The sequence below is a fragment of the Zoogloea oleivorans genome, assembly GCF_008107625.1.
Classification (GTDB): domain Bacteria; phylum Pseudomonadota; class Gammaproteobacteria; order Burkholderiales; family Rhodocyclaceae; genus Zoogloea; species Zoogloea oleivorans.
This window is the reverse complement of the sequence record NZ_SDKK01000020.1, coordinates 53,722-77,905: the sequence shown is the minus strand read 5'-3', so window position 1 is coordinate 77,905 and position 24,184 is coordinate 53,722. Positions and strand designations below refer to the sequence as shown.

General features: G+C 62.3%; 14 protein-coding genes. 9 read left to right on the top strand and 5 right to left on the bottom strand.

Annotated features, from left to right (window positions below):
• Positions 1-10: 10 nt before the first annotated feature.
• Complete coding sequence (locus ETQ85_RS19030; protein WP_148580659.1) at positions 11-2,356, bottom strand: DUF1549 and DUF1553 domain-containing protein; 2,346 nt, start codon at positions 2,354-2,356, stop codon at positions 11-13.
• Positions 2,357-2,907: 551 nt separating this feature from the next.
• Between ETQ85_RS19030 and ETQ85_RS19025 the strand changes: the two genes are divergently transcribed.
• The 9 genes from ETQ85_RS19025 to ETQ85_RS18985 all read left to right on the top strand — a co-directional run bounded on the left by ETQ85_RS19025 (position 2,908) and on the right by ETQ85_RS18985 (position 16,053).
• Positions 2,908-5,736 carry a TonB-dependent receptor gene (locus ETQ85_RS19025; RefSeq protein WP_148580658.1) on the top strand — a complete coding sequence of 943 codons (2,829 nt, stop codon included), beginning with the start codon at positions 2,908-2,910 and terminating at the stop codon, positions 5,734-5,736.
• 303 nt (positions 5,737-6,039) lie between these two features.
• Entirely contained in the window at positions 6,040-8,856 is a 2,817-nt protein-coding gene (locus ETQ85_RS19020; RefSeq protein ID WP_148580657.1) for a TonB-dependent receptor, read from the top strand.
• Between the two features lie 74 nt (positions 8,857-8,930).
• Positions 8,931-9,620: a lectin gene (locus ETQ85_RS19015; RefSeq protein ID WP_148580656.1), complete on the top strand. Its 690-nt coding sequence runs from the start codon at positions 8,931-8,933 to the stop codon at positions 9,618-9,620.
• Positions 9,621-9,825: 205 nt separating this feature from the next.
• Complete coding sequence (locus ETQ85_RS19010) at positions 9,826-11,394, top strand: PepSY-associated TM helix domain-containing protein (RefSeq protein ID WP_222862211.1); 1,569 nt, start codon at positions 9,826-9,828, stop codon at positions 11,392-11,394.
• Positions 11,395-11,429: 35 nt separating this feature from the next.
• A complete protein-coding gene (locus tag ETQ85_RS19005) occupies positions 11,430-12,110 on the top strand; it encodes a lectin (RefSeq protein ID WP_148580655.1) in 681 nt (226 codons plus the stop codon).
• A 51-nt stretch (positions 12,111-12,161) separates the two neighbouring features.
• A complete protein-coding gene (locus ETQ85_RS19000; protein ID WP_148580654.1) occupies positions 12,162-14,315 on the top strand; it encodes a protein-disulfide reductase DsbD family protein in 2,154 nt (717 codons plus the stop codon).
• 5 nt (positions 14,316-14,320) lie between these two features.
• Positions 14,321-14,950, top strand: a complete 630-nt coding sequence (locus tag ETQ85_RS18995; RefSeq protein ID WP_148580653.1) for a redoxin domain-containing protein — start codon at positions 14,321-14,323, stop codon at positions 14,948-14,950.
• Between the two features lie 72 nt (positions 14,951-15,022).
• On the top strand, positions 15,023-15,370 hold the full coding sequence (locus ETQ85_RS18990) for a hypothetical protein (protein WP_148580652.1): 348 nt from the start codon (positions 15,023-15,025) through the stop codon (positions 15,368-15,370).
• A 146-nt stretch (positions 15,371-15,516) separates the two neighbouring features.
• Positions 15,517-16,053, top strand: a complete 537-nt coding sequence (locus tag ETQ85_RS18985; protein WP_148580677.1) for a DUF2058 domain-containing protein — start codon at positions 15,517-15,519, stop codon at positions 16,051-16,053.
• A gap of 4 nt (positions 16,054-16,057) precedes the next feature.
• On the opposite strand, the gene ETQ85_RS18980 is transcribed toward ETQ85_RS18985, so the two are convergent.
• The 4 genes from ETQ85_RS18980 to ETQ85_RS18965 are packed head-to-tail and all read right to left on the bottom strand — an operon-like array spanning position 16,058 to position 24,177.
• A complete protein-coding gene (locus ETQ85_RS18980; RefSeq protein ID WP_148580651.1) occupies positions 16,058-19,012 on the bottom strand; it encodes an EAL domain-containing protein in 2,955 nt (984 codons plus the stop codon).
• A 13-nt stretch (positions 19,013-19,025) separates the two neighbouring features.
• Positions 19,026-22,061, bottom strand: a complete 3,036-nt coding sequence (locus ETQ85_RS18975; RefSeq protein WP_148580650.1) for a hybrid sensor histidine kinase/response regulator — start codon at positions 22,059-22,061, stop codon at positions 19,026-19,028.
• A gap of 43 nt (positions 22,062-22,104) precedes the next feature.
• A complete protein-coding gene (locus ETQ85_RS18970; protein WP_246128820.1) occupies positions 22,105-23,004 on the bottom strand; it encodes a transporter substrate-binding domain-containing protein in 900 nt (299 codons plus the stop codon).
• A gap of 27 nt (positions 23,005-23,031) precedes the next feature.
• Entirely contained in the window at positions 23,032-24,177 is a 1,146-nt protein-coding gene (locus ETQ85_RS18965; RefSeq protein ID WP_187394774.1) for a carbohydrate porin, read from the bottom strand.
• Between the last annotated feature and the right edge of the window lie 7 nt (positions 24,178-24,184).

Genomic DNA, 24,184 nt, shown 5'->3' with positions numbered 1-24,184 from the left:
TCGGGGTTGGTCAGAAGCGGTAGGCGAAATCGTTGGAATTGGCCACGGTGTGCACCAGATCGACGAAGGCCGCGCCACGCACCGGATTGATGCTGGACGGATCCTTCAGGCCGACCGGCACCGCGGCTTCGAACTTGCCGGCGGCAACCTTTTTCTGGACGACGCTTTCTTCCCTGGCCAGGAAGGCCTTCAGCGCAGCCGTCTCGGCCTTGCTCGGCTCGCGGGAGAAGAGGATCTGGTACAGGCGGTTGAACTGGGCAGATTCGTCCTTGCCCGCTTCATTGATGATCCGACCAGCCAGCGCCTGCGACCAATTCACCACGATGTCGCTGTTGAACAGCGTCAGAGCCTGCAGCGGCGTGGTGGTCACGTCACGCTTGTGGTGGGCCTGGGAAGGGTTGGCCGGATCGAAGTTCTGCAGCAGCGGGTACGGCAGGCTGCGGCGGCTGAAGATATAGACGCTGCGACGGTTCCAGTCGGCCTTGTCCTTCGACACGCTCCAGGCACGGTTGCCGTCAAAGTCGGCCTGACCGCCTTCGAGCACCTTGGCAATCGGCGGGAACACCGACGGGCCGCCCACCACATCGGTCAGCTGACCGGATGCGTACAGCAGGGCATCACGGATTTCCTCGGCTTCAAGGCGCTTGCGGGGGTACACCGCCAGCAACTCGTTCTTCGGATCCAGCCTGGCCACATCGTCACGCGGGTCGGAAGACTGACGGTAGACGCTGGACAGCATGATCTCCCGTTGCAGCTTCTTCACGCTCCAGCCGTTCTTGACGAAGCTGGTGGCCAGATAGTCGAGCAGTTCCGGATTGGTCGGCTTCTCACCGGCACGGCCAAAGTCGGCCAGCGTGCCGACAAGCCCCTTGTCGAAATACTGTCCCCACACGCGGTTCACATACACCCGCGCCGTCAGCGGGTTGTTGGCGCTGGACAGCCAGTTGGCCAGCGCCGTGCGGCGGCCGGACGAGGTTGCCGTCGGCTTGATGTCGATCTTGTCGCCACCCCACAGGGCCGGAATGCCCGGCTGGACTTCTTCAAGCGGACGCTCGTGGATGCCACCGAAGCGCACAAAGGTGGGCGGCGAATCCGAATGACCAAGTTCCGTCGCCGCGGTGATGTTGGTGGAACCGCGCTCGGGGCGCAGGTGGTCGAACTTGCGCAGTTCGGCCTGCAGCTTCTGGTAGTCCTTCCAGGCAACAATCCGGTCAGGCGTGTGATCGGCGTGGTCCTTGTTCTCGGCGGTCAGGCGCAGGTAGCCAGCGGTATCGGTATCCGCATTGAAAACCGTCTTGTGGCGGAAGTTCACCCAGCGGTCCAGCGCGTTCCAGTCCTTCTCGGCCTTGAAGATGGATTCCCGGCTGTCGGTCAGGTAACGCTCCTTCTGATACTTGACGCCCGCCTCCTTGTACGGCGCCAGCACGGCCGCCTGCTTGTCGCGGATGGCCTTGGTGGCTTCGCGGTACTTGGCCTGCTGCTCGGTAAATTTCTTGTCCCACTCGGTTTCGGTGCCCTTGAGCAACGGAAGACGCTGATCGAAGGCCGTGTTGGCGAAGAAGGCCTGGAACTGGAAATACTCCTTCTGGCTCAGCTTGTCGGCCTTGTGGTTGTGGCAGCGGGCGCAGCCGGTCGTCGAGGCCAGAAAGGTTTCACCGATGGTGTCGGTGATGTCGGTGGTGATCTGGTACTTGCGCTGCACCAGATCGCGGGAGTTGGCATTGTCGGGATAGCCGGCCAGGAAGCCGGTGGCAATCTTCGCGTCCTGGCTATCGGGCCACAACTCGTCGCCGGCAACCTGTTCCTTGATAAAGCGATCGAAAGGCTTGTCGTCGTTGAAGGCCTTGATCACGTAATCGCGGTAGCGCCAGTTATTCGGGCGGGTCGCATCGTTCTGGAAACCGGAGCTGTCGGCGTAGCGGGCCAGATCGAGCCAGCGCCGGGCCTGACGCTCGCCGAAATGGTGCGACGCCAGCAAGCGGTCGACCAGCTTTTCATGGGCATTGGGCGATTTGTCATTGACGAAAGCCTTGACCTCTTCCGGGGTCGGCAGCAAGCCCCACGCATCCAGCGTGGCGCGGCGAATGAAAGTGGCGCGATCCGTTTCGGCGGAGGGCTTGATGCCCTTTTCTTCCAGCCTGGCCAGCACGAAAGCATCGACAGGAGTACGAACCCATTTGCCCTGCTTGACCGCCGGGGCTTCCGGGTTTTTCACCGGCAAATAAGCCCAGCCGTTGGGAACCGCCGATTTCCCCGTCGCGGCCGCGGCGGCAGGTTTCTTCTCGAGCTCAGCGCCGATGGCGGAAGACGTCACCGCCAGCAAGACCGCTACACACACTCCATTTCTGACACGCATCTGCACACTCCCTGAAACGCTATTAACAAGATCGCCACGAAACACATGACACTCCTGTCGCAGCTATCGTGCCAGTGCCAGGCGTACACATTCAAAACAGCCTGCAAATAAAATAAGTTGTTTCAAATCAGCACTTAAAAACAAAAAACCGAACAATAACCCTTTGATCAAAATGGCATTTCAGCAGCATTTCATGTTGCTCCATCAGCAGCCCGTCCAGCTTGGCTGCTGATTATCAGACAGCACCAAAAACCCCCGCCCCGACAATCATCACGAGATTCAAAAAGGAATAAAAGAGTAAACCCCATCGTCATGTCCGTATTCAGACACCTGACAAACAGCATTGAGCACAGACAGACATTCCATCAAAATCCCATATCTCATTCGCATTCATATATAACCCATGTTTCTTCAGGGTAAATTAAAAACACCTCACGAAGACATATCTTTAAATCTGCATAAAGCACGCTTCAATCACCAGAAAAACCGCATGGCACAGCTAATGCTAATAACGATGGAGTCCGCCCTTCATTCATTGTTAAAAAAGAGCCATGAATCAAAATACAAAAGAAAGCCGACGTTCAGCACACCCCTCCCGTCTCAAGCCACTGGCCCTGTTTCTTGCAGGACTGGCTATTGGCACCTCCGCACCGCTCGCCGCAGCGGACGAGAAATCAGCCGCCGAACTTCAGGCAGAATTGAAGAAGGCCAATACAGAAATCCAGAATCTCAAAAAGGAACTGGAAAGAAACCGCGGCGGAATCGCAACACCCCAGGCCGCACCGGTCGCGACAGCCGTAGCCGCCCGGGAAGAAAGCGTCGAAGCAGCCACGGCAACGCAGACCCTCGACTCGGTCGTTGTCCGCAGCCGGCGCCAGCTCGAAAAGCTGCACGATGTGCCGGTATCGATCTCGGTGGTTTCGGGTGGCGAACTCGACCGCGAACAGGCTACCGACCTGGAAGCGCTGACCAAGCGCCTGGGCAACATCACCTTCAACCAGAACAACACGCGCGGCTCGTCGCTGTCGATCCGCGGCCTGGGCCGGCGCGGCTTCACCGAAACCCAGGACCCCAGCGTCGGGCTGATCGTGGACGGCGTCAGCTACGGCCTCAGCCAGCTCGGCAACTTCGACTTCTACGACGTGCAATCGGTCGAAGTGGCCCGCGGCCCCCAGGGCACCCTGCTCGGCAAGGGGGCCAGCGCCGGTGCGGTCACCGTCACCAGCCGGGGGCCGTCGTTCACCCCCAGCGCCAACTATGAAGTGACCTACGGGCAACGGGAGACGGTCTTCATCAAGGGCGCCCTCGGCGGCCCCATCATTGACGACCTGCTGGCATGGCGCGGCTCCTTCGTGGTGAACAAGCAGCGCGGCGCCTACACCGTTGCCGAGGACACCGACCGGGAAGCAGACACCATGTACAACCGGGACCGCGTCAGTGCGCGCACCCAGTTCCTGCTGACGCCCACCGCCGACCTGAACGCCAAACTCAGCCTCGACATCCAGCCCCGCGCCACCCAGCTCCAGAACGGCTTCACGGAATTCGTCCAGCAACCGCAGCGCTATGCCAACGGTACCCTGGTCGACCCCAACGGCACTGGCACCCAGGCCCGGCTTGGACGGGACTGGTTCCAGGGACGCAATTTCACCTACGACCAGTTACTCAACAGCATCGGCCGGGAAGGCAAGGTGTACCAGAACCAGACCCAGGGGCAGACCGCCGGCACCTCGGGCGCATCGGCCGAAGTGAATTACAACCTGACCGATAAGCTCACCCTCACCTCGATCACGGCCCACCGCATTTACAACTTCCAGGCACGCAACGACGAAGGCACGCCCTTCGATGTCCAGAAAAACGGGGGTGGCAGCGTTTTCTACAACCAGACCAGCCAGGAATTCCGCCTCGCCGGCAAGCCCAACAAGTTCGTCGATTACCAGACCGGCCTGTATTTCCTGCGCACCGAGAACGAGGTGGAATCAAAGAACGGCTATGGTGCCGACGCCGGCGCCTGGTACGCCAACAACAACCAGTACAACACCCTGGTCACCAACGCCGGCCTCAACGCCAGCGCAGGCGGGGCACTGCTGACCAACTCCCTCAAGGATCTGTTCCGCTTCGGCCAGCAGAACATCAATACCTTCAGCCAGGCCCTCTACGGTCAGGCCAACTTCCACCTCAGCGACGCACTCACCGTCACCGCCGGGCTGCGCATCGGCACGGAGCGGCGCACCACCGAGAACTTTGCCGACCTGCGCAACAACGGCGTCGGCGCTGCGCTCAACCCGGTGTCGTCCCGCGGCACGGCGCTGGGCGGCTTCAATTCCATCGCCTACTCCAACGCCAGTGTGGCCAACGGCACGGCGGGCAATCTGGTCAATCCCAGCACGGCGCAACTGGCGCTGGCCGACTCGGTCGCCCAGAAGTACTTCGGCGCGGCCTCCTACGCCAGCCTGAGCCCCGCCCAGAAAGCCCAGGTCGCCGCCGCCAAGGCCATCCGGGCATCCCAGATCGGTGCGCTGATCACCGGCGTGCGCAGCGACTACAAGGACCAGATCCACACTGCGGTACTCAGCCCCAAGTACAAGTTCAACGACAACGTGACGGCCTATGCCAGCTGGCAGTACGGAGAGAAATCCGGCTCGGCCCTCAACGTCAACGGCGTCGCCACCACGGTCAAGCCGGAGCGCACCAACGCCTATGAACTGGGGGTAAAGACCTTCCTGCTCGACAAGACGCTGACGCTCAACGCCGACGTGTATCTGATGGACATCAAGGACTACCAGCAGAACGTCGTCGCGGTGGACCAGTTCGCCACCCAGGACAACATCAACAACAACGTGACCAACCCGCTGGCCTACACCAGCGTGCAGGGCAACGTACCGAAGGTGCAGGTTTCCGGCGTCGAAGTGGATGCCGCCTACAACGGCCTCCGCTACACCAGCTTGCGGGCCGCCGCCTCGTATAACGACGCCCGCTACAAGGACTTCCCCAACGCCGGCAAACCCTCGGAGCTGGCCTACCTGTCCAGCCCCTTCATCGACCGCAGTGGTCAGCGCCTCGGCGAAGCCCCGTACTGGACGGTCAATGTAAGCGGTGAATACCGGCGCCCGGTCTTTGGCGACAAGGTCTTCCACACCAGCTTCACCACCGCCTACATCGGCAGCACCACCACCGACGAGCTGATGTCGGACTACTCGTGGGTGCCGGACCGGGCCACCACCGACCTGGCCATCGGCCTCGGTCACCACAAGGGCAACTATGACGTGACACTGATCGCCAAGAACGCCTTCAACAACAACGCCCACGAAAAGGGCTGGAACAGCTACACGCCCTACCCCTACCCGCGCTGGTTCGGCATCGTTCTCAGCGGCAAGCTCTAAGGCCAAACATCCCGCCACACAACCCGCCCCGCAAGGGGTGGGCCGCACTGCGCCGCAGCAAACAGCGTGCACACGCAACTGTTGCCCCTGCAGCACCCACCCGCTGTGCGGCTCGCCCAGGCACTCTTCGTTCCGTAACGATTCCATGCCGAACGCAAACCGGCCTTTACAAAAAGGCCCCTGTTTTTACACGACTAATCCGCGGAAATATCGATTCCAGAATTTCATATAAACCCTTCAGGGAGCAGTGGCACACCAATTGCGAAAGTACGGGACGGAATCTTTTACAGGAACTGTCTCGTCATGAGCCAAAACAATATCAAGCGGGCAGCCCAAGCGGCACGCCACAACAAAACCGTCCAGTTTCGCCTGACCCCCTTTGCCGCCGCCGTGGCAGCCGTCGCCTTCCTTGCTGCCGGCGGCGTTCAAGCTCAGGAAAAATCCGCCTCCGAACTGCAGGCCGAAGTCACCCGCCTCCAGCAGGCCCTCGAAAAAGCCCAGCAGGACCTGAACAAGAAGCAGGGTGTTGCCGCTCCGGCCCCGGCACCTGTCGCCGCCCCGGTGGCCACTGTCGCCCCGGCTGCCGAAGAAAACGTCGCCCTCGACGCCGTGGTGATCCGCTCCCGCAACCGCATTGAAAAACTGCAGGATGTACCCCTGTCGGTGTCCGTGGTGACCGGCAAGGAACTCGACCGCACCGGCGCCGACGACATCAAGGCCATCACCCAGCGCCTCGGCAACGTGTCCTGGAACCAGGGCAACCAGCGCACCTCCAGCCTGTCCATCCGCGGCATCGGCAAGCAGAGCCAGACCGAGGCCCAGGACCCCAGCGTCGGCGTGATCGTCGACGGCGTGAACTTCGCCTACAACGCGCTGACCTCCAGCTTCAACTACCACGACGTCGAAGCCGTCGAAGTCACCCGCGGCCCGCAGGGCACCCTGCTCGGCAAGAACACCAGTCTCGGCGTCATCAACATCTCCACCCGCAAGCCCTCCTTCACGCCCAGCGCCGACTACTCGCTGACCCTCGGCCAGCGTGACCGGGTGATTGGCAAGCTCGCCGCCGGCGGTCCCATCGTGGAAGACCTGCTGGCCTGGCGCGGCGCCTTCGTGGTCGACAAGGGTCGCGGTGACATGATCAATGCCGACAACCGGGATCAGTCCTACCAGAACATCGACCGGGTTTCCGGCCGCGTCCAGTTTCTGCTGACCCCGACGGCCGACTTCAACGCCCGCCTGGCCCTGGAAATGCAGCCGCGCGCCGGCGAATACACCAACGGCCGCACGATCAACACGCCGACCCCGACGGTCTACTCCAACGGCACCACCAACACCCTCGGCACCGACGCCAAAACGCGCCTCAGCCGCGGCTGGTTCACCCAGCAAGGCAACTACACCTACGAGAAGGACTACCTCTACGGCGGTCGCAACGGCAACTCGGTGAATGCCGATACCGCCCGCCCGCTGGTAACCGGCAGCCGCGGTGCATCGCTCGAACTCAACTGGAACGTCGCCGATCACACCCTGACGTCCATCACGGCCTACAAGGACTACCACTTCAACGCGGTAAACGACGAAGGCACGCCCTTCGACATCCACCGCAACTCCGGCGGTTTCTGGAACGACTACAGCCAGCGCAGCCAGGAACTGCGGATCAGCTCCAAGGCCGGCGGCTTTGTGGACTACCAGGCCGGCCTGTACCTCATCAACGTCAGCAACAGCTCCGAGTACCAGCGTGAATGGGGCAACGATGCCGGCGCGTGGTTCGCCAACAACGGTCAGTACGGCCGCCTGAGCGCCACCGCGGCCGGTCAGGTGCTGATGCAGAACTCGCTGGACCGCCTGACCATGGCCTACAACTCGCCGACGGGCCTGCAAAGCATCAAGAACAAGAGCGGTGCCATCTTCGCCCAGGCCAACTGGCACCTGACCGAGCCGCTGACCCTGACCACCGGCATCCGCCTGACCCGCGAAGACCGGACCAACACCGGCTCCAGCTTTGTTCGCGACTACGGCAACGGCGCCGAACTCAACCCGGTGGCAGTCAATGGCGTGCAGCTCGGCGGCTTTGCCTCCAACAGCCAGGGCGTGCTTGGCACCAACAACGCCACCCAGTTGAGCCTGGCCGACAAGGTCGCCAACAAGTATTTCGGCGTTGCCGTCGACCCAGGCAACCCGGGTGCGGCCTACAACAGCCTGACGGCAGACCAGAAGCGCCAGGTGTCGGATGCCAAGGCGATCCGTGCCTCGCAGATGGGCGTGCTGTTCAACCAGACCCGCGCCGAATCCTACCGCGACACTCAGCCGGCCTTCGTGGTCAGCCCGTCCTACAAGTTCAACCCGAACCAGACCGGCTACTTCTCGTGGCAGTACGGCGAGAAAGCAGGCATTTCCCAGCTGACCAACGGCCTCTCCAACCTGGTCAAACCGGAGAAGACCAACTCCTTCGAACTGGGCCTCAAGTCTGCCCTGCTCGACAAGACCCTGATCCTCAACACGGCCCTCTACCTGACCAAGATCCGCGACTACCAGCAGTCGGTGCGCGTGCTTGACCAATACACCACCGGCCTCAACGCCGATGGCACCAACTACTACACCTCCGCCACCGGCAACGTGGCCAAGGTCGAGGCCAAGGGTATCGAGGTGGATGGCGTGTATGGCGGCATCCGCAACGTGACGCTGCGCTTCGCCGGCTCTTACAACGACGCCCGCTACAAGGACTTCAAGAACGCCGCCCTGGCGAACGAAGACAACTACAGCGGCGCCCCGGCCTACACGGACTTCACCGGCAAGACCCTGCCCGGCGCATCGAAGTGGGCTTTCAACTTCGGCGGCGACTACCGCAAGCCGGTGCTGGGCGACAAGGAGTTCCACGCCAGCTTCAACACGGCCTACTACAGCCGCTTCAACTCGGACAACTCCCTGTCCACCTACGGCTGGATCTCCGACTACAGCACCACCGATCTGGCCATCGGCATCGGCCGCACGGACAAGTCCTATGACGTGAGCCTGCTGGTCAAGAATGCCTTTGCCGACGACACCCCATTGTCCAAGTCATGGAACAGCTACAACCCGGCCACCCAGCGCTGGTTCGGCGTGATGTTCACCGGAAAGCTGTAAGCCAAGCCGAATCGTCCTCGTCCTTCAGCCCGGGGTAACTCCCCGGGCTTTTTTTGAGTAACGGAGAATCCGCCATGCAGATCCACCACGCGCTCCTCGGCGCCTTTTTGTTCAACGCCACAGTGGCCCTCGCCCAGCAAGCAGCCCCCGCCGCACCGGCCCAGCCCCTCGGCTTCTTCGTCACCAGCAGCGGCCTCGGCAAGGGCGCCGACCTGGGCGGTCTGAGCGGTGCCGACGCGCACTGCCAGAAGCTCGCCAGTGCCGTCGGCGCCGGCAATCGCACCTGGCGCGCTTACCTGAGCACCCAGGCCGCCAACGGCCAGCCCGCCGTCAACGCCCGCGACCGCATCGGCAAGGGCCCGTGGGCCAACGCCAAGGGCGCCATCGTCGCCAACAACGTGGCCCACCTGCATGGCGACACGGTCGAACTCGGCCAGCTCGGCAGCAACGTGCACCGCCTGACCACGCTGACCGAGAAGGGCACGCCGATCAAGGGGGTCGGCGAAACGCCCAACGACCATGACATCCTCACCGGCTCCAGGCCCGACGGCACCGCCTACACCGACGCCGCCGACCACACCTGCAAGAACTACACGAGCAGCAGCGAAGGCACCGTCCAGCTCGGCCACTCCGACCGCACCAACCGTGGCGCAACCGGCGGCAACGTGTCATGGAATTCCACCCACGCCAGCCGTGGCTGCAGCCAGGAGAACCTGATCAGCACCGGCGGCGCAGGTTACTTCTACTGCTTCGCGGCCGACTGAGCTTTTATTGCCCGCCAACACACAGCTCACCAGCAGCCTGCTGCACATGGCGCAGCAGGCTGCCTCGCCCCACAGACTAAGCAACTGATAAAAATGGTCTTTTTCGACAAACCAGGGTGGCATCAAGATTGCTGAGTCACCGGATCCCGGCCCCGCACACGGCGCCGGCTCATCGATTGGTTTCCGAAACTGAAAGGTCTGCGCGGTGAAACGTCTCCTTTACCAGATCCATCGCTGGGTAGGCATTGCCCTGGCGGTGTTCATGTCCCTGTGGTTCCTGTCCGGGCTGGTCATCATGTACTCGGACGCCTCGGCCCTGAACCGTGCCGAGCAGCTTGCCCACGCCCAAAGCCTTCAGCCCCAATCCGGATGGCTGTCCCTTGGTCAGGCCTGGGAGCGCAGCGCCATCCAGCGTCAGATGCTATTCGATGGCAAGCCCGCCACCATCATCGATGCCCGCCTGGTTCGCCAGGGTGCGGAAGCCCGCTGGCTGATCGAAGACAGCCAGGGAAAACGCTTCGCCCTGTCGGCCATCAACGGCCGCCTCGACGGCGCCTCGGTGAATGACGCCGCAAGCATTGCACGCCACTGGACTGGCGATGAGCGCACAGACATCCGCTACATCGACACCGGTGCCCAGGACAGCGCCGTGCGCAATTACGAAGCCCTGCGCCCCTTCCACCGTTTCGCCATCGGCGACGGCAGCCGCGAGCTGCTGGTGTCGGCCATCACCGGCGAAGTCGTGCGCGACTCCACCCGACTCGACCGGGCGCTGTACTGGACCGGCAACTGGATCCATCTGCTGCGCCCGCTGGAAACCCTCGGCCTGTCCGCCGACACCCGCCGCACCGTCCTGACCTGGCTGGGCGGCTTCGCCTTTGCCGGCGCCCTCACCGGCCTCATCATCGGCTGGCAACGCTGGCGTCCGGGCTGGGGCGGCCGGGCCACCTACAGTCAGGGACGCAAACAGCCGTACCGGGAATTCTGGTTCAAGTGGCATTTCTGGACCGGCCTGCTGGGCGGCAGCTTCGCCCTGCTATGGGCCTTCAGTGGCTACCTCAACGGCAATCCCTTCGGACTGTTCTCCCCCGCCGCCCCAAACCGGGCCGAACTGCTCCGCTACCAGGGCAGCAGCCTGCCGGCGAGCATGCGCGACTGGCGCCCGTCAGCCTTCGTCACCGATACCGACAACCGCGACATCGTCGAACTGGCCTGGCGCCGCCTTGGCGACACCACCGTGCTGCTCGGCCTCACCCGCGACGGCCGGCGCCTGCCCCAGCCAGTAGACGGCGGCAGCCTGCACTTCCAGACCAGCGCCCTGCTTGCCGCTGCCGAACGCCTGACCGACAAGACCCCGGTGGCGAGCCAGGCGCTCATCACCGAATACGACAGCTACTACTACGCGCGGCGTGGTCAGGCTGCCTTCGATCGCCCCCTGCCGGTACTGCAGATTGACCTCGCCGATGCCGCCGCGACCCGCCTGTACCTCGATCCCCAGGACGGCCGCCTGCTGCTGCGTCAGGACACCAGCCGCCGCGCCTACCGCTGGCTATGGTCCGCCATTCACCATTGGGACATCGGCTGGCTCGCTCAGCGCCCCCTGTGGGACGCCTGGATGCTCACCTGGGTGCTGATGGGCGTGGTGCTCGGCAGCAGCTCGGTCGTCATCGGCTGGAAGCGCCTCAAGAAGACCTTTCACGCAGACAAACCCGCCCCCCGCCAGACCGACACCAGCAGGGCCGCCAAACCCATGGCTGTCACCCAGGGGCAATAACCCATCACCTACACCAACCTGAACGAGCCCATTTCATGAAAACCTGCAAACTTCTCGCCGCCCTGCTGCTCATCGCAACCAGCGCTGCCCAGGCCCAGCAAACCCCGGCGGACGCCCCCAAGCCGCCCCTCGGCTTCTTCGTCACCAGCAGCGGCCTCGGCAAGGGTGCCGACCTGGGCGGTCTGAGCGGTGCCGACGCGCACTGCCAGAAGCTCGCCAGTGCCGTCGGCGCCGGCAATCGCACCTGGCGCGCTTACCTGAGCACCCAGGCCGCCAACGGCCAGCCCGCCGTCAACGCCCGTGACCGCATCGGCACCGGCCCTTGGGCCAATGCCAAGGGCCAGATCGTCGCCAAGGATGTCGCCCATCTGCACGGCGACGTCATCGAGCAGGCCCGCCTCGGCAACAACCTGAGCCGCACCACCGTCATCACCGAGAAGGGCGAACCGGTCAAGGGCGCCGGCGACAAGCCCAACGAACACGACATCCTGACCGGCTCGAAGGCCGACGGCACCGCCTTCACCGACGCCGCCGACCACACCTGCAAGAACTACACGAGCAGTGCGGCCGACGGCTCCGCACAGGTCGGCCACTTCGACCGCACCGGCGGCGGCAACACCTCCTGGAACTCGGCCCACGGCAGTCGCGGCTGCAGTCAGGAAAACCTGGTGGGCACCGGCGGCGCCGGCCTTCTCTATTGCTTCGCATCGAACTGAAGCGGGCAACCACGGGTCGGACAAGTGTCCGACCCCCACCGAGAGCAATCCATGTCCCTCCTTGTGTCCCGCCACGCCAGCCTCTCGGCCCTGACCGCCATTGCGCTGACGCTGGCCAGCACCGTCAGCCCGGCAGCCAGCCCGCAGGCCGCCACACCCCAGGTCCGGGCCGAACTCATCGCCTCGGTCACCGCCGTGCAGCCCGGCGAGCAGATCCAGCTCGGCCTGCACCAAAAGATCATCCCCCACTGGCACACCTACTGGGTGAACCCGGGGGACTCCGGCCTGCCCACCACCATCGCCTGGACCCTGCCCGACGGCACCAAGGCCGGCGATATCCAGTGGCCTGCGCCCAGCCGCTTCAAGCTCGGCCCGGTCAGCAACTACGGCTACGAAAATGAAGTCGTCCTGCTCACCCCGCTAACCATCCCGAATTCGCTCCAGCCCGGCAGCAGCTTCCCGGTGAAAGCCACCGTGGACTGGCTCGTCTGCCAGGAGATCTGCATTCCCCAGCAAGTCGAGCTGGAACTGAACCTGCCGGTGATCGCCGCGGGAACGCCCCGCCAGCCCGGCAGCCCGCTGATCGACAAAACCCTCGCCGCCCTGCCTGCCGCCAGTCCGTGGCAAACCCGCGTCGACACCACCAGCGACGGCCTGCTGCTGCACGCCAGCGGCACCGGCATTGCCGCCCTGAAACCCGCCGAAGTGTGGTTCTACGCCGACGAATGGGGCAAGACCGCCCACGACGGCCCGCAAACCCTGCGCATCGAAGGCGACACCCTGGCGCTGCACATCCAGCCCGGTGACGCCGCCCCCTCCGCCGGCAGCCCGCTGAACGGCATCCTCACAATCCGCCATGCCGACGGCGGCGTCAGCGCCTACAAGATTTCCGCGCCGGTCAGTGGCTCTGCGGCCATCGCAAGCACCGCGCCCAACACCCGCGACGACATCCAGCTCGGCGCCGCGCTGCTCTTCGCCCTGCTCGGCGGACTGGTCCTCAACCTGATGCCCTGCGTCTTCCCGGTGCTGTCGATCAAAGCCCTGGCCCTGTTGCGACACGCCCACCAATCGCCGGCGCACACCCGCCTGCAGGGCCTGGCCTACACCGCCGGCGTGCTGGCCAGCTTCTCGCTCCTGGCCGGCGTGCTGATCGCCCTCAAAACCGGCGGCGCCGAAGTGGGCTGGGGCTTCCAGTTCCAGTCGCCGATCTTCGTGCTCGCCGTCGCCTACCTGATGTTCGCAGTCGGACTCAACCTGTCCGGCGTGTTCACGCTGGGCGCCTCGACAGCCGGAGTGGGCACGACGCTGGCCGACAAGCCCGGCTACACCGGCAGCTTCTTCACCGGAGTGCTCGCCACCGTGGTCGCCACACCCTGCACCGCCCCGTTCATGGGTGCGGCGCTGGGCTTCGCCCTCGGACAACCGACAGCGGTACTGCTGGCGGTATTCCTGAGCCTCGGCCTGGGGCTGGCCCTGCCCTACCTGCTGCTGAGTTTCTGGCCGGCCCTGCAGCGTCTGCTGCCCCGCCCCGGGCGGTGGATGGAACGCCTCAAGGAGTTCCTCGCTTTTCCGATGTACGGCGCCGCCGTGTGGCTGGTGTGGGTGCTGGCCCAGCAGGCCGGCCCCAACGCCATCGCGATTGCGCTTGGCGGCATGCTGGCCATCGCCTTCGCCGCCTGGCTCTACGAGACCAGCCACGCCGTTCGCCCCCTAGCCCGTCACGGCAGCCGCGCCCTGGCAGCCGCAGCACTGGGCCTGGCGCTGGCCGGTGGCTATGCAGGCATCGCCAGCAACGTCGCCGATGCCGCGCAAACCCGCACCGCCAAGGTCGCCGGCAAAGCCTGGGAGCCGTACACAAAAGCCCGCTTCGACGCCCTGCGCGCCGAGGAAAAACCGGTCTTCGTGAACTTCACCGCCGCCTGGTGCATCACCTGCCTGGCCAACGAACGGGTCGCCCTGTCCGACGAGTCAGTCATCGCCGCCTTCCGCCAGACCGGCATCACCTACCTGAAAGGCGACTGGACCAACCAGGACCCGCAGATCTCCGCCCACCTCGCCGACTTCGGACGCAGCGGCGTGCCGCTTTACCTCTTCTACCCGGGCGGCAACAAAACCGAAGCCCGCGTGCTACCCCAACTGCTCACGCCTGCCACCGTCATCGCCGCCCTGCAAACCCCCTCTTCACCCAAGCTCGCCAAGGAATAGAACCCATGCTGAATGCCACCGCCCTGCGCCGCACCGTCCTGAGCCTCGCCGCCAGCCTGCCCCTCTTCGCCGGCACGGCCGCCCACGCCGCGGCCGAAATCGGCCAGCCCGCGCCGGCCTTCACCGCCCAGGGCGCCGACGGCAAGTCCGTCAGCCTCGCCAGCTTCAAGGGTAAAACGGTGGTGCTCGAATGGACCAACCACGAATGCCCCTTCGTCGTGAAACACTATGAAAGCGGCAACATTCCACAACTGCAAAAGGAATTCACCGCCAAGGGTGTGGTCTGGCTGCAAGTGATTTCCTCCGCGCCTGACAAGCAGGGCCACGTGGACGGCCCCTCGGCGATCAAGATCAACGGCTTTCGCAACGCCACCCCCAGCGGCGTCGTTCTCGACCCGGACGGCAAGATCGGCAAGACCTACGGCGCCCAGACCACGCCCCACCTGTTCATCGTCGATCCCGCCGGGCAGCTGGTTTACAAGGGCGGCATCGACAGCATCCCGTCCGCCAGCAAGAACGACATCGCCAAAGCCGACAATTACGTGAAGCTCGCCTTCGCCGATCTGGCAGCCGGCCGCAAGGTGGCCCACGCCAGCACCAAACCCTACGGATGCTCGATCAAGTACGCAGATTGATGGAAACGATGCGACAAAAATTTGGTTCCTGGTGTTGTTAAGATGCCTGCCCCCTCCCCCGGATCTGTCCACATGCAAGCTGCCCCCATCGATACCATCAACTTCAAAGACATCAGCATCGGCTACGAGCCCTTTTCGCAAGCCCTTCGGGCAATCGGGTTCGACTGGCAAACGGGAAGGTCGGAAGACATTCAGGCTTACTTCGTGACGCCAGGCAACAGCCCCCAGCGCTTCTTCACCCTTCGTGCAAGCAGCACGAACCAGGACGGGGAAGAACTCAGTGAGTCCGCTGTCGTCACCGGCATTTGGTCGGGCGTTGGCGAAAGCGTTGCGGTAATCAAAAAGCAAAGACCCGGAAAGCTGATCAAGGCCCGCAGCATGCAACTGGATGGCAACAAGCTGACATTCGACGTGTCGTAGCCAGCAACCGGAAACACCTGGGCCAAGCGCGCCGACAAGGCGCGCCATAGCGGGGCTCTAGCGTCGACATTTTTGCTATGCTGCCGCTTTTTCGCCGCCCAGCGCAGCAGCTTGGGCTGGCAGACCTCATTGACGGAGTGGCAAACATGGCCTCCTTGCAGGAACAGTTCTTAAAAGCCGGCCTGGTCGACAAAAACAAGGCCAAACAGGTCCATCAGGAAAAAACCAAGCAGAAGAAGGTCGAGCGCCGGACCGGGACGCAGAGTGTCGATGAAGCGCGCCTGGCGGCCCTTGAAACACAACGCAAGAATGCCGAGCGGGCCCGCGAACTCAACGCCCAGCGCGACGCGGCCGCCCACCAGAAGGCGATCGTGGCGCAAATTGTCCAGATGGTGAAACAGCATCGCCAGAGCAAGGGCGGCGGCGACATCGCCTACAACTTCACCCACGACAACAAGGTCAAACGGCTGTACGTGTCGGCCGCCGTCCAGGCCCATCTGGTGGACGGACTGCTGGCCATCGTCTGCCACGGCGGCACCACCGAACTGGTCCCCAAGGTGATCGCCGACAAGATCGCCGAACGCGACCCCTCGCTCGTCGTGCAGGTGAAAAAAGCCAGCACCGCAATCGATGCGGACGATCCTTACGCCGACTTCAAGGTGCCGGACGACTTGATGTGGTAGTGCTTCAGTAGGCTCCGCCCTGGCTTCTGTCGTAATGACGGAAGGCCTGGCGGATCGTTTCGAGGAGTTCAACCTCGCCCCAGGGCTTGGTAATGAACTTGTAGATCTCGCCGCGATTGATCGCCTCGGTCAGGCTATCCAGTCCCGTATAGCCCGAGAGCAGGACGCGCACGGCTTGCGGATGCATCGTACGGGCCCGCGCCAGCAGTTCGGTGCCACTCATGCCCTGCATGCGCTGATCGGTAACGATGACACCAACCTGATGCTGGGCCAACAGCAACAGGGCCTCCTCCCCGCTACCTGCCGTCAGTATGTGATAGTTTTCGCGCCGCAATACCCGCGTCAGCGCAGACAGGATGGCCGGCTCGTCATCCACCAGGAGCAGGGTAAAAGAACCCGCGTTGTCGACAGGAACCAACTGGGGTGCGAAGGCATGCAGAAAACAGGTCATTTCCTCGGCGGGTAGTGGCTTGCTGATCAGGTAGCCCTGCATGACGTCGCAACTCAGCGAGCGTAAATAACGCGCCTGCCCGGCCTCCTCGACCCCTTCGGCAATAATCTCAAGACCAAGGCTATGACCAAGCGCGATCACCGCCTTGACGATGGACGCATTGCCGCTATTTCTGGTCATATCCCGGACAAAGGAGATATCGACCTTCAATTTATCGACTTCCAGTTGCTGCAGGTAAGCAAGCGACGAATAACCCGTCCCGAAATCGTCAATCGAAAGACGTACGCCGAGTGCCTTGAGATCGGCAATCGCCTTGAAGGAGCGATCACGGTCTGCCATGACAAAACTCTCGGTAATTTCCAGTTCAAGCTGGTCGGGAGAAATTCCGCTTTCCTTCAGCGCAAGCCTGACCGATTCGAGTAAATCTCCCCGGCTCAGTTGAACGGCAGAAACGTTAACCGCAATCTGCCGAGGCGCCAGGCCGGCATCGGTCCACACCCTGATCTGGCGACAGGCGGATTGAAGCGCCCAATGTCCCAGGTTGACGATCAGCCCGCACTCTTCTGCCAGAGGAATGAAGGCGGCCGGTGAAACCATGCCACGCGTCGGATGCTGCCAGCGCGCCAATGCTTCAAGGCCAACAATCTGGCCACTGATCAAATCGACCTGGGGCTGGTAGTGAAGAGACAACTCTCCCTGATCCAGAGCAAGGCGCAAGTCGGCCTCAAGGGACAAGCGCTCCTTCGCACGCGTCGTCATTCCCGGCGATGAGAAACGCAGAATGCCACGGCCCTGCACCTTGGCTTCATGAAGTGCAGCATCGGCGTTGCTCTGCAAGGTTTCCGCATTCGGTCCGTCGGTGGGATAGAGCGCAATCCCGGCACTGGCACCGATATAGACGCCATGCCCATCGAGCAGGTGGGTTTTGGCCAGGGCATCGATCAGGCGCTGGGCGACAAGATCGACGCCCGGGCCATTGGCATCCTGCACGATGATGATGTTGAACTCGTCGCCGCCGATACGGGCAATCGCCTCAACCCCCGGCAACAAGGCACGCAGCCGGTCGGCCACTTCGATCAACAGCCGGTCGCCCGCGCTGTGCCCGAGGCTTTCATTGACCGTTTTGAAGTTGTCGAGATTGATGATGAGCAGCGCGAATTCCGACTGCCCGTAGTCTGCCTGGCGAATGGCCTGGGCCAGCATTTCGGCGAACAAGGCCCGATTGGGCAAACCAGTCAGCGGGTCACGGTGGGTGAAGAAATCGAGCTTTTGTTCAGCATGACGGCGCTGCGTAATGTCGCAATACGACCCTCTCAGCCCCAGCGACTGGCCGACATCGCTGAAAACCGGTCTGGCAACATGTTCGACCCAGCGTTCGCTGCCGTCCTTCCGGCAAATACGCAGGATCAGCGGAACATCGACGTCAACACTGGCAGCCCCCGGCCCGTACGTTGTCCAGGCATCCAGATCGTCCGGATGGATGATGCTGTCCATCAGCCGGGCATCGGCAAAGAACTCGGCCGGCGCATGTCCCGACACCGTTTCGCAAGCCGGTGAGACATACAGAAAATTGCCATCCTGAGCCAGCCAGTACTCCCAGTTCGGGGAGTAATCGGCCAGGATGCGGTATTTCTCCTCGCTCTGCTCAAGCAGCGCCGTCCGTTGCGCCACCTGCGCCTCCAGAAAACACCGCAGGCGCGACAGTTCCAGATGCGTTTGCACCCGGGCCCGCACCTCGTCGATATCGAAAGGCTTGGTAATGTAGTCGGCCGCACCAACGCTGAAGCCTTTCACTTTTTCCTGGACCGCATCCACCACGGTAACGAAGATGACCGGAATGCGATTGCCTGCCGTCGTCGCCTTGATCCGCCGGCAGACTTCGTAGCCATCCATCTCCGGCATCATGACATCCAGTAAAACGAGATCGGGCGGCGTTGCCCCTTCGATCAGCCTGAGTGCTTTTGCACCATTGTTGGCGACCGTGATCCGGTAGTCCCCCTTGAGCACTTCAAGCAATTCGTGAATGTTTTCCGGAATGTCATCGACCACGAGCAGGGTCGGCGGATGACCCGGATCGACATGCTTCGCAGTATCGAAGCGCACCGGTTCCATGCGATACCGTCTCAATTCAAGCTGGGTACGCAGACGGAGTTGCAACAAATCGGGATTGACCGGCTTGGTGATGTAGTCGGCGACGCCGAGCTTGAGGCCGCGCGCCTCATCGGCCGCTTCGGCCAGTGCCGTAACGAAAATAACGGGAATGTCTGCCGTTTGCGGACTCGACTTCAAATGGGCCAGGACCGAATAACCATCCATGCCCGGCATCTTGATATCGAGCAGGATGATGTCCGGCGACGGCTGTCGATGCGCCAGCTCAAGGGCCTTCTCGCCGCTGGTCGCAGCACTGATCACATAATCATCACGCAGGATGTTCATCAGGACATGCAGATTCTCATGCACGTCATCGACGATCAGAATGCGCGGACGTTCTTGGGCAGATTCGGTCATGGTCACATCCAGCTCAGACTCTCGATTTCAGGCGATCACGCAGGGCATCGATCAACACCTGTGCCTCGTCAATGGAGAACTCATCGACTCTTGCGGCAATTTCAGTCATGGCAGGCTCGCAGGCATCGCCGACCACGCCGGCGCGCAATTCCGCCAGCGGTCCCTCAGCGGCCCCCAGGTCGGAATCGAGTGCTTGCCGCAAACGCTCCAGACGCTCAATGATCTCGGCACCAGTCAGGGAAACACCGGCAGCCACCGCAGCCGGCGTGGCGGCCGCCAGACTGTCGATATCGGCAATCACCTGTTGCAGTAGCGTGCGCATGCCTTGCAGTTCGCCCTCTTCCGGCATTTTGCCCTGTTTGAGCAGCCCATCAATGTCGGTGATTTTTTCATACAACACCCCGGCGCCGATGTTTCCGGTCACACCTTTCAAGGCGTGGCAATATTCCTCGGCACCTTCAATACCACGCTCCTTGAGCAAGCGCTCCAGCTCGATATCGGCATTCGTGTAGTGTTCGCGGAATCGGCGTAGTTGCTTGCGATAGGCATCGGCCTTGCCACCGATGCGGCGTATCCCTTCGCGCGCATCAATACTGGTCAGGGCCAGCAAATCGGCGGGAAATCCCGGCAGCGCAGTGGTGGAAGTGACAGTCGGCCGGGTCCTTGCCCGATCCTTTGGAACCTGCACACACTTGCCCAGCGCCGCCATCAACTGCTCCGGCACAACCGGCTTGGTCACATGATCGTTCATGCCGGCCTCCCGGCTTTTCTCGGCATCGTGAGCCATCGCCAGGGCCGTCATGGCAATGATCGGCAAGCTGGCGAAACGTTTGCCGCCCGGCGCCTCGGCCAGGGCACGGATGGCGCATGCCGCCTCCAGACCGTCCATGACCGGCATCTGGATATCCATCAACACGGCATCGTAGGCATGCTGCCGAACCTTGTCGACGGCGTCCTGGCCATTCACCGCCTCATCAACCTCCATGCCCTCGCTGCGCAACAACTCGCAGGCAAATTCGCGGTTGATGTCGTTATCCTCGACCAGCAAGATTCGGGCACCCGCCAGAGCGCCCTGCCCCACCGAAGGCGGAGCGATGCGCCCTTGATCCTTGCCCAGCACCCGGCCCCGGCCGAGTACCGACAGCATGGTGTCGAGCAGGGTCGAGGGCGAAACCGGCTTGATCAGGAAACTGCTGACGCCGGCCTGCTCCGCCAGTCGCATCACATCCTCACGGCCATAGGCGGTGATCATCACGACCTTCGGTTGAGACGTGATCGCCGGATTTCCGTGGATGCGTAGCGTCACTTCATCGCCATTCATGCCCGGCATCCGCCAGTCCATCAGGACGAGGTCGAAGGGCTTTTCGCTGGCCGCCTCGAGTGCCGTCAGCGCCGCCTGTCCATTGGCGGCAACGCTGACGTCAAGATGGAAGAAGCGCAGCATCTCGGCCAGGATTTCGCGGGAGACCTCGTTGTCGTCCACGACCAGCACACGCACCCCCTGCAACAGCGGGCCGACCTGGGCGACCAGTTCGCGCCGACGGGACTGTGCCTGCTCGGCCACCTTGAGTTGCACCGTGAAGCAGATGGTCGTGCCCTTGCCCGGTTGCGAATCCTCGACCCAGATCCGGCCGCCCATCAGTTCGACGAGTTGCTTGCTGATCGCCAATCCCAGCCCCGTTCCGCCAAAACGTCGGGTAGTGGACTGATCGGCCTGGGTGAATTTCTGGAACATCTTCTGTTGCATCCCGGGCGTCATGCCGATACCGGTATCCCGCACGCAGACCTGTATGCTGATTTCCGTCTCGGTCGTCTTCAGCGCACGGAAGGCCAGTTCCACTTCCCCATGCTCGGTAAACTTGACGGCATTGCCGCAGACGTTGAGCAGCACTTGACCGAAACGCAGCGGATCGCCGATCAGCGTCGTCGGAATGGCCGGATCATAGCGGATCAGGAATTCAACGCCCTTGTGTTCAGCCTGATAGCCCAGCGCATCGGTGAGCTGTTCGAGAACGGCATCGAGCCCGAATTCAACCTGCTCGATATCGAGCTTGCCGGCCTCGATCTTGGAGAAATCGAGAATGTCATTAATGATGCCGAGCAGTGAATGCGCTGCGCCCTGCGCCTTGAGCAGGTAATTCTGCAGCGCCGGTGGCAACTCCATCTTCAGCGCGAGGTAGAGCATGCCGAGAATCGCGTTCATCGGGGTACGGATTTCGTGGCTCATGTTGGCCAGAAACTGGCTCTTGGCCTGATTGGCCTCCTCAGCCACGTTCTTTGCCAGCTGCAATTCCCCGGTTCGCTCGGCCACCGTTTTTTCGAGGTTCAGATTCACCTCGTTGAGTTTCTGCAGCGAATCGGACAAGCGCGCCTGGCCGTCGTTGAGCGCTTCCACCAGACCACCGAGTTCGTCCTGGTAGGGATAGCTGATCTTCTCGACCTGCACTTCCCCGGTCTTGAACTGCCAACCGGCCACTGTTTTGGCAACGGCCGTCACGCTGTCCGACAGACGGAAGCGGATGGCCCAGGAGAAGATCAGCCACAGCCCGGTGGTGACAACCAGCGCATTGAGCAAGACCACCAGGAAGCTGTACTTGATGCGGTCCCAGAGAACGTCGGCACTCGAATAGAGATTCAGGTAGCCAATCAGATGACGGTCTCCCGCCGCCCCCTGGTGATAAAGCGGGACGACTTCCCGCTTATAGTGGCTGGGGAGAAAGTCGCTCCGCTCGTCCTGGGCAACCGGTACATCACCATCGCTGACGAGGGTATCGCCTTTTTCAGTCTCGATCCGGACGCCGGTCACGATGGCATTTTGTCTGACCCCGCGGGCCATCGACGCCAGCTGAGCCGAATCCAGTTCCCAGACTGCACCGCTGACGCCCGGCTCGACGGTCCGCCCGAGCGAGGCCATGTCGTCGGCAATGGTATGGCTGACCGCGAAATACTGGATGACCAGGTGAATCCCGGTGACACTGACAGCCAGCAGCAGATACCACGGAAGCATGGTGTAGAGCAGCCGTCTGGCCAGCGTCTGCGGTAAAACCATGATCCCTCCTTAGTCAACAACGACTATTTTCAGACCAGCCCCCTCAGCGGCGACTGGCTGCATCGGGCCACCACCAGCTCGTCTCCGGTTTTGCAGTACCGGCCGGCAAAACCGGATTATCGAGCAGAATAACCTGACGCTTTTCTTTCCTGATCGTTGCAATCTCTATCGCATGATAGCTCTCGAAGAGCTTGCGAAACGAGCCATCGGCCAGTGACAGCTGAAGCCCGCGCTCAATGGTTTTGGCCAGCGCCACATTGTCCTTGTGAACCCAGAAATAGATCGGATACGGAAAATACAGCGCCTTGGATTGCTCGATCGCCAATTTCGGATAAATCTGCTTGCGCTCATCGAGTTCGCGCCGGGCCTCGTTCAAACCACGCGGAAACGCATCGAAGCGGGCAGCAGAGAGCATTTCAAACAGATTTTCATAGGTTGAAGAAGTGATCACCGAAAATCCGTTGGCCCGCATGATCGGCAAATCGGCCCATTGGCTATTCAGGCCGAAGGTCAGCTGCTTGCGCAGCGAGCGCTCGTCCATTTGCGCAATACGTCCCTGATCCGCCGCCCGAATCACGAACAACCGAAAGCCGACGATGCCGCGCAGGATATCGATCTTGATCGGACGCATCCTGCTTTCGCGTTCATCGTTCGTCCCCAGGGCGATGACGTCAATGGCACCGGACTGCAGCAAAAGCATGCCGCGGTTTTGCGTCACTTCTTCGGCGTAAGGCTCCAGCCGAAACTCACCGGCATCCGCTTTCACGTGGGCCAGCGCCAGCTCCAGCAGTTTCCAGCGATATTCGTAAATCGGGCCGGATGGAAAGTAACGAATCGACGTTTCGCCGGCCATCGCCGCGCCAACCCAGCCGAACAACAGCGTGGCCGCGAGCAGGCAGCCTGCCATCAGGGACATCAGCCAGTCATTTTTCGGAACATTCATTGTTTTTCCTTTTGCCCTGCCGACGAATCACCACCAGCTTTCCAGCTGCAGTCCGATCAAGGTCGTACCGCTGCGACCCGCCAGCATGGTACGCGCCGCCGCAGCAGCTTCATTCCAGTCGAGCCGTGTGCAGTACACCCGCAACTCCGGACGCGACATGAAGCCGGGGCGCGGCCCCAGCCCGAGACCGACAGTCAGCTTGTCCAGACGCTGAAGAGCGCCGCCCGAATCCACCCGGGTCGTCATCGCCCCCTCGGCAAGAAAGCGCAAGTTATCGTTGAAATCATAGGAAATGCGTCCCCCCAGAGAAGTCCCCCGGGAAGAGGATCCCCCCTGCTCTTTACGGTCATGTTCGATTTCAGCCATGGCCTGTCCACCCAATCGGCCATGCTGCCAAATCAGGGAATCGATCAGGCGCCACGCCCGGGTACCGGAAGCCGCATTGAGGTCGCCATTGAGACTGCCTGGCCCGCCAAACCCTGTATTGAGCGCACCATAGCCTGTGCTGCCCTGAAGCCACAGGGAATTGTTCAGGCCTGGCAGCAAAAAGCCGGCCTGGTCATGCTTGATCGTCAGGGCCGTGCCCTGTGTGCCGTCTTTGAAACGGCCCGAATAGAAGGCGCCGAGCAGACGCAGCTTGCCCCCCGGATTGACCGGCAGGTCATAAACATCGGCGGTCAGGCGGGTAGTGTTCTGGCGATTGTCGGTCGGCTCCATCTCCTGATCGCTGCGAAACAGATGGAGGCCCAGTTTCCCTTGCCCGAGCGGCATGTCGAAGATGCCGGCGCCACTTTCCTGGCGACCGCCGGCCAGGTAGATGAAAAAGGTATCGACCGCATGAACGTCATCGCGCAACAAGCGCCGGCCGGCCCAGAACCTGGCTGCCGGCATGAAAGCGTAGCCCCCGGTCTCGATATAGGCCTCACGGGTCGCATAGACCCCGGCATCACTCAGTCCGCCATTGGGATTCGTGTAGGAGGGGCGAAAACCCACAGTCCATTGCAGGCCCTCCTCCAGCTTGAAAGTCTTGCGAATGCGAATATTGGCGTCGAGATCACCTTCATTGCCCAGGCGCCACATGTCGCCATCCATACCCAGCGAATAGTGTCCCCTCGCCTGGCTACTCGACTGGGTAGCGGTCGGTCCGCCACGCACATAGCCGCCGATTTCCAATCCATCG

Coding starts and splice junctions, on each gene's coding strand:
- ETQ85_RS19030 (WP_148580659.1), bottom strand. CDS start 2,356: ATGCGTGTCAGAAATGGAGTGTGTGTAGCGGTCTTGCTGGCGGTGACG.
- ETQ85_RS19025 (WP_148580658.1), top strand. CDS start 2,908: ATGAATCAAAATACAAAAGAAAGCCGACGTTCAGCACACCCCTCCCGT.
- ETQ85_RS19020 (WP_148580657.1), top strand. CDS start 6,040: ATGAGCCAAAACAATATCAAGCGGGCAGCCCAAGCGGCACGCCACAAC.
- ETQ85_RS19015 (WP_148580656.1), top strand. CDS start 8,931: ATGCAGATCCACCACGCGCTCCTCGGCGCCTTTTTGTTCAACGCCACA.
- ETQ85_RS19005 (WP_148580655.1), top strand. CDS start 11,430: ATGAAAACCTGCAAACTTCTCGCCGCCCTGCTGCTCATCGCAACCAGC.
- ETQ85_RS19000 (WP_148580654.1), top strand. CDS start 12,162: ATGTCCCTCCTTGTGTCCCGCCACGCCAGCCTCTCGGCCCTGACCGCC.
- ETQ85_RS18995 (WP_148580653.1), top strand. CDS start 14,321: ATGCTGAATGCCACCGCCCTGCGCCGCACCGTCCTGAGCCTCGCCGCC.
- ETQ85_RS18990 (WP_148580652.1), top strand. CDS start 15,023: ATGCAAGCTGCCCCCATCGATACCATCAACTTCAAAGACATCAGCATC.
- ETQ85_RS18985 (WP_148580677.1), top strand. CDS start 15,517: ATGGCCTCCTTGCAGGAACAGTTCTTAAAAGCCGGCCTGGTCGACAAA.
- ETQ85_RS18980 (WP_148580651.1), bottom strand. CDS start 19,012: ATGACCGAATCTGCCCAAGAACGTCCGCGCATTCTGATCGTCGATGAC.
- ETQ85_RS18975 (WP_148580650.1), bottom strand. CDS start 22,061: ATGGTTTTACCGCAGACGCTGGCCAGACGGCTGCTCTACACCATGCTT.
- ETQ85_RS18970 (WP_246128820.1), bottom strand. CDS start 23,004: ATGAATGTTCCGAAAAATGACTGGCTGATGTCCCTGATGGCAGGCTGC.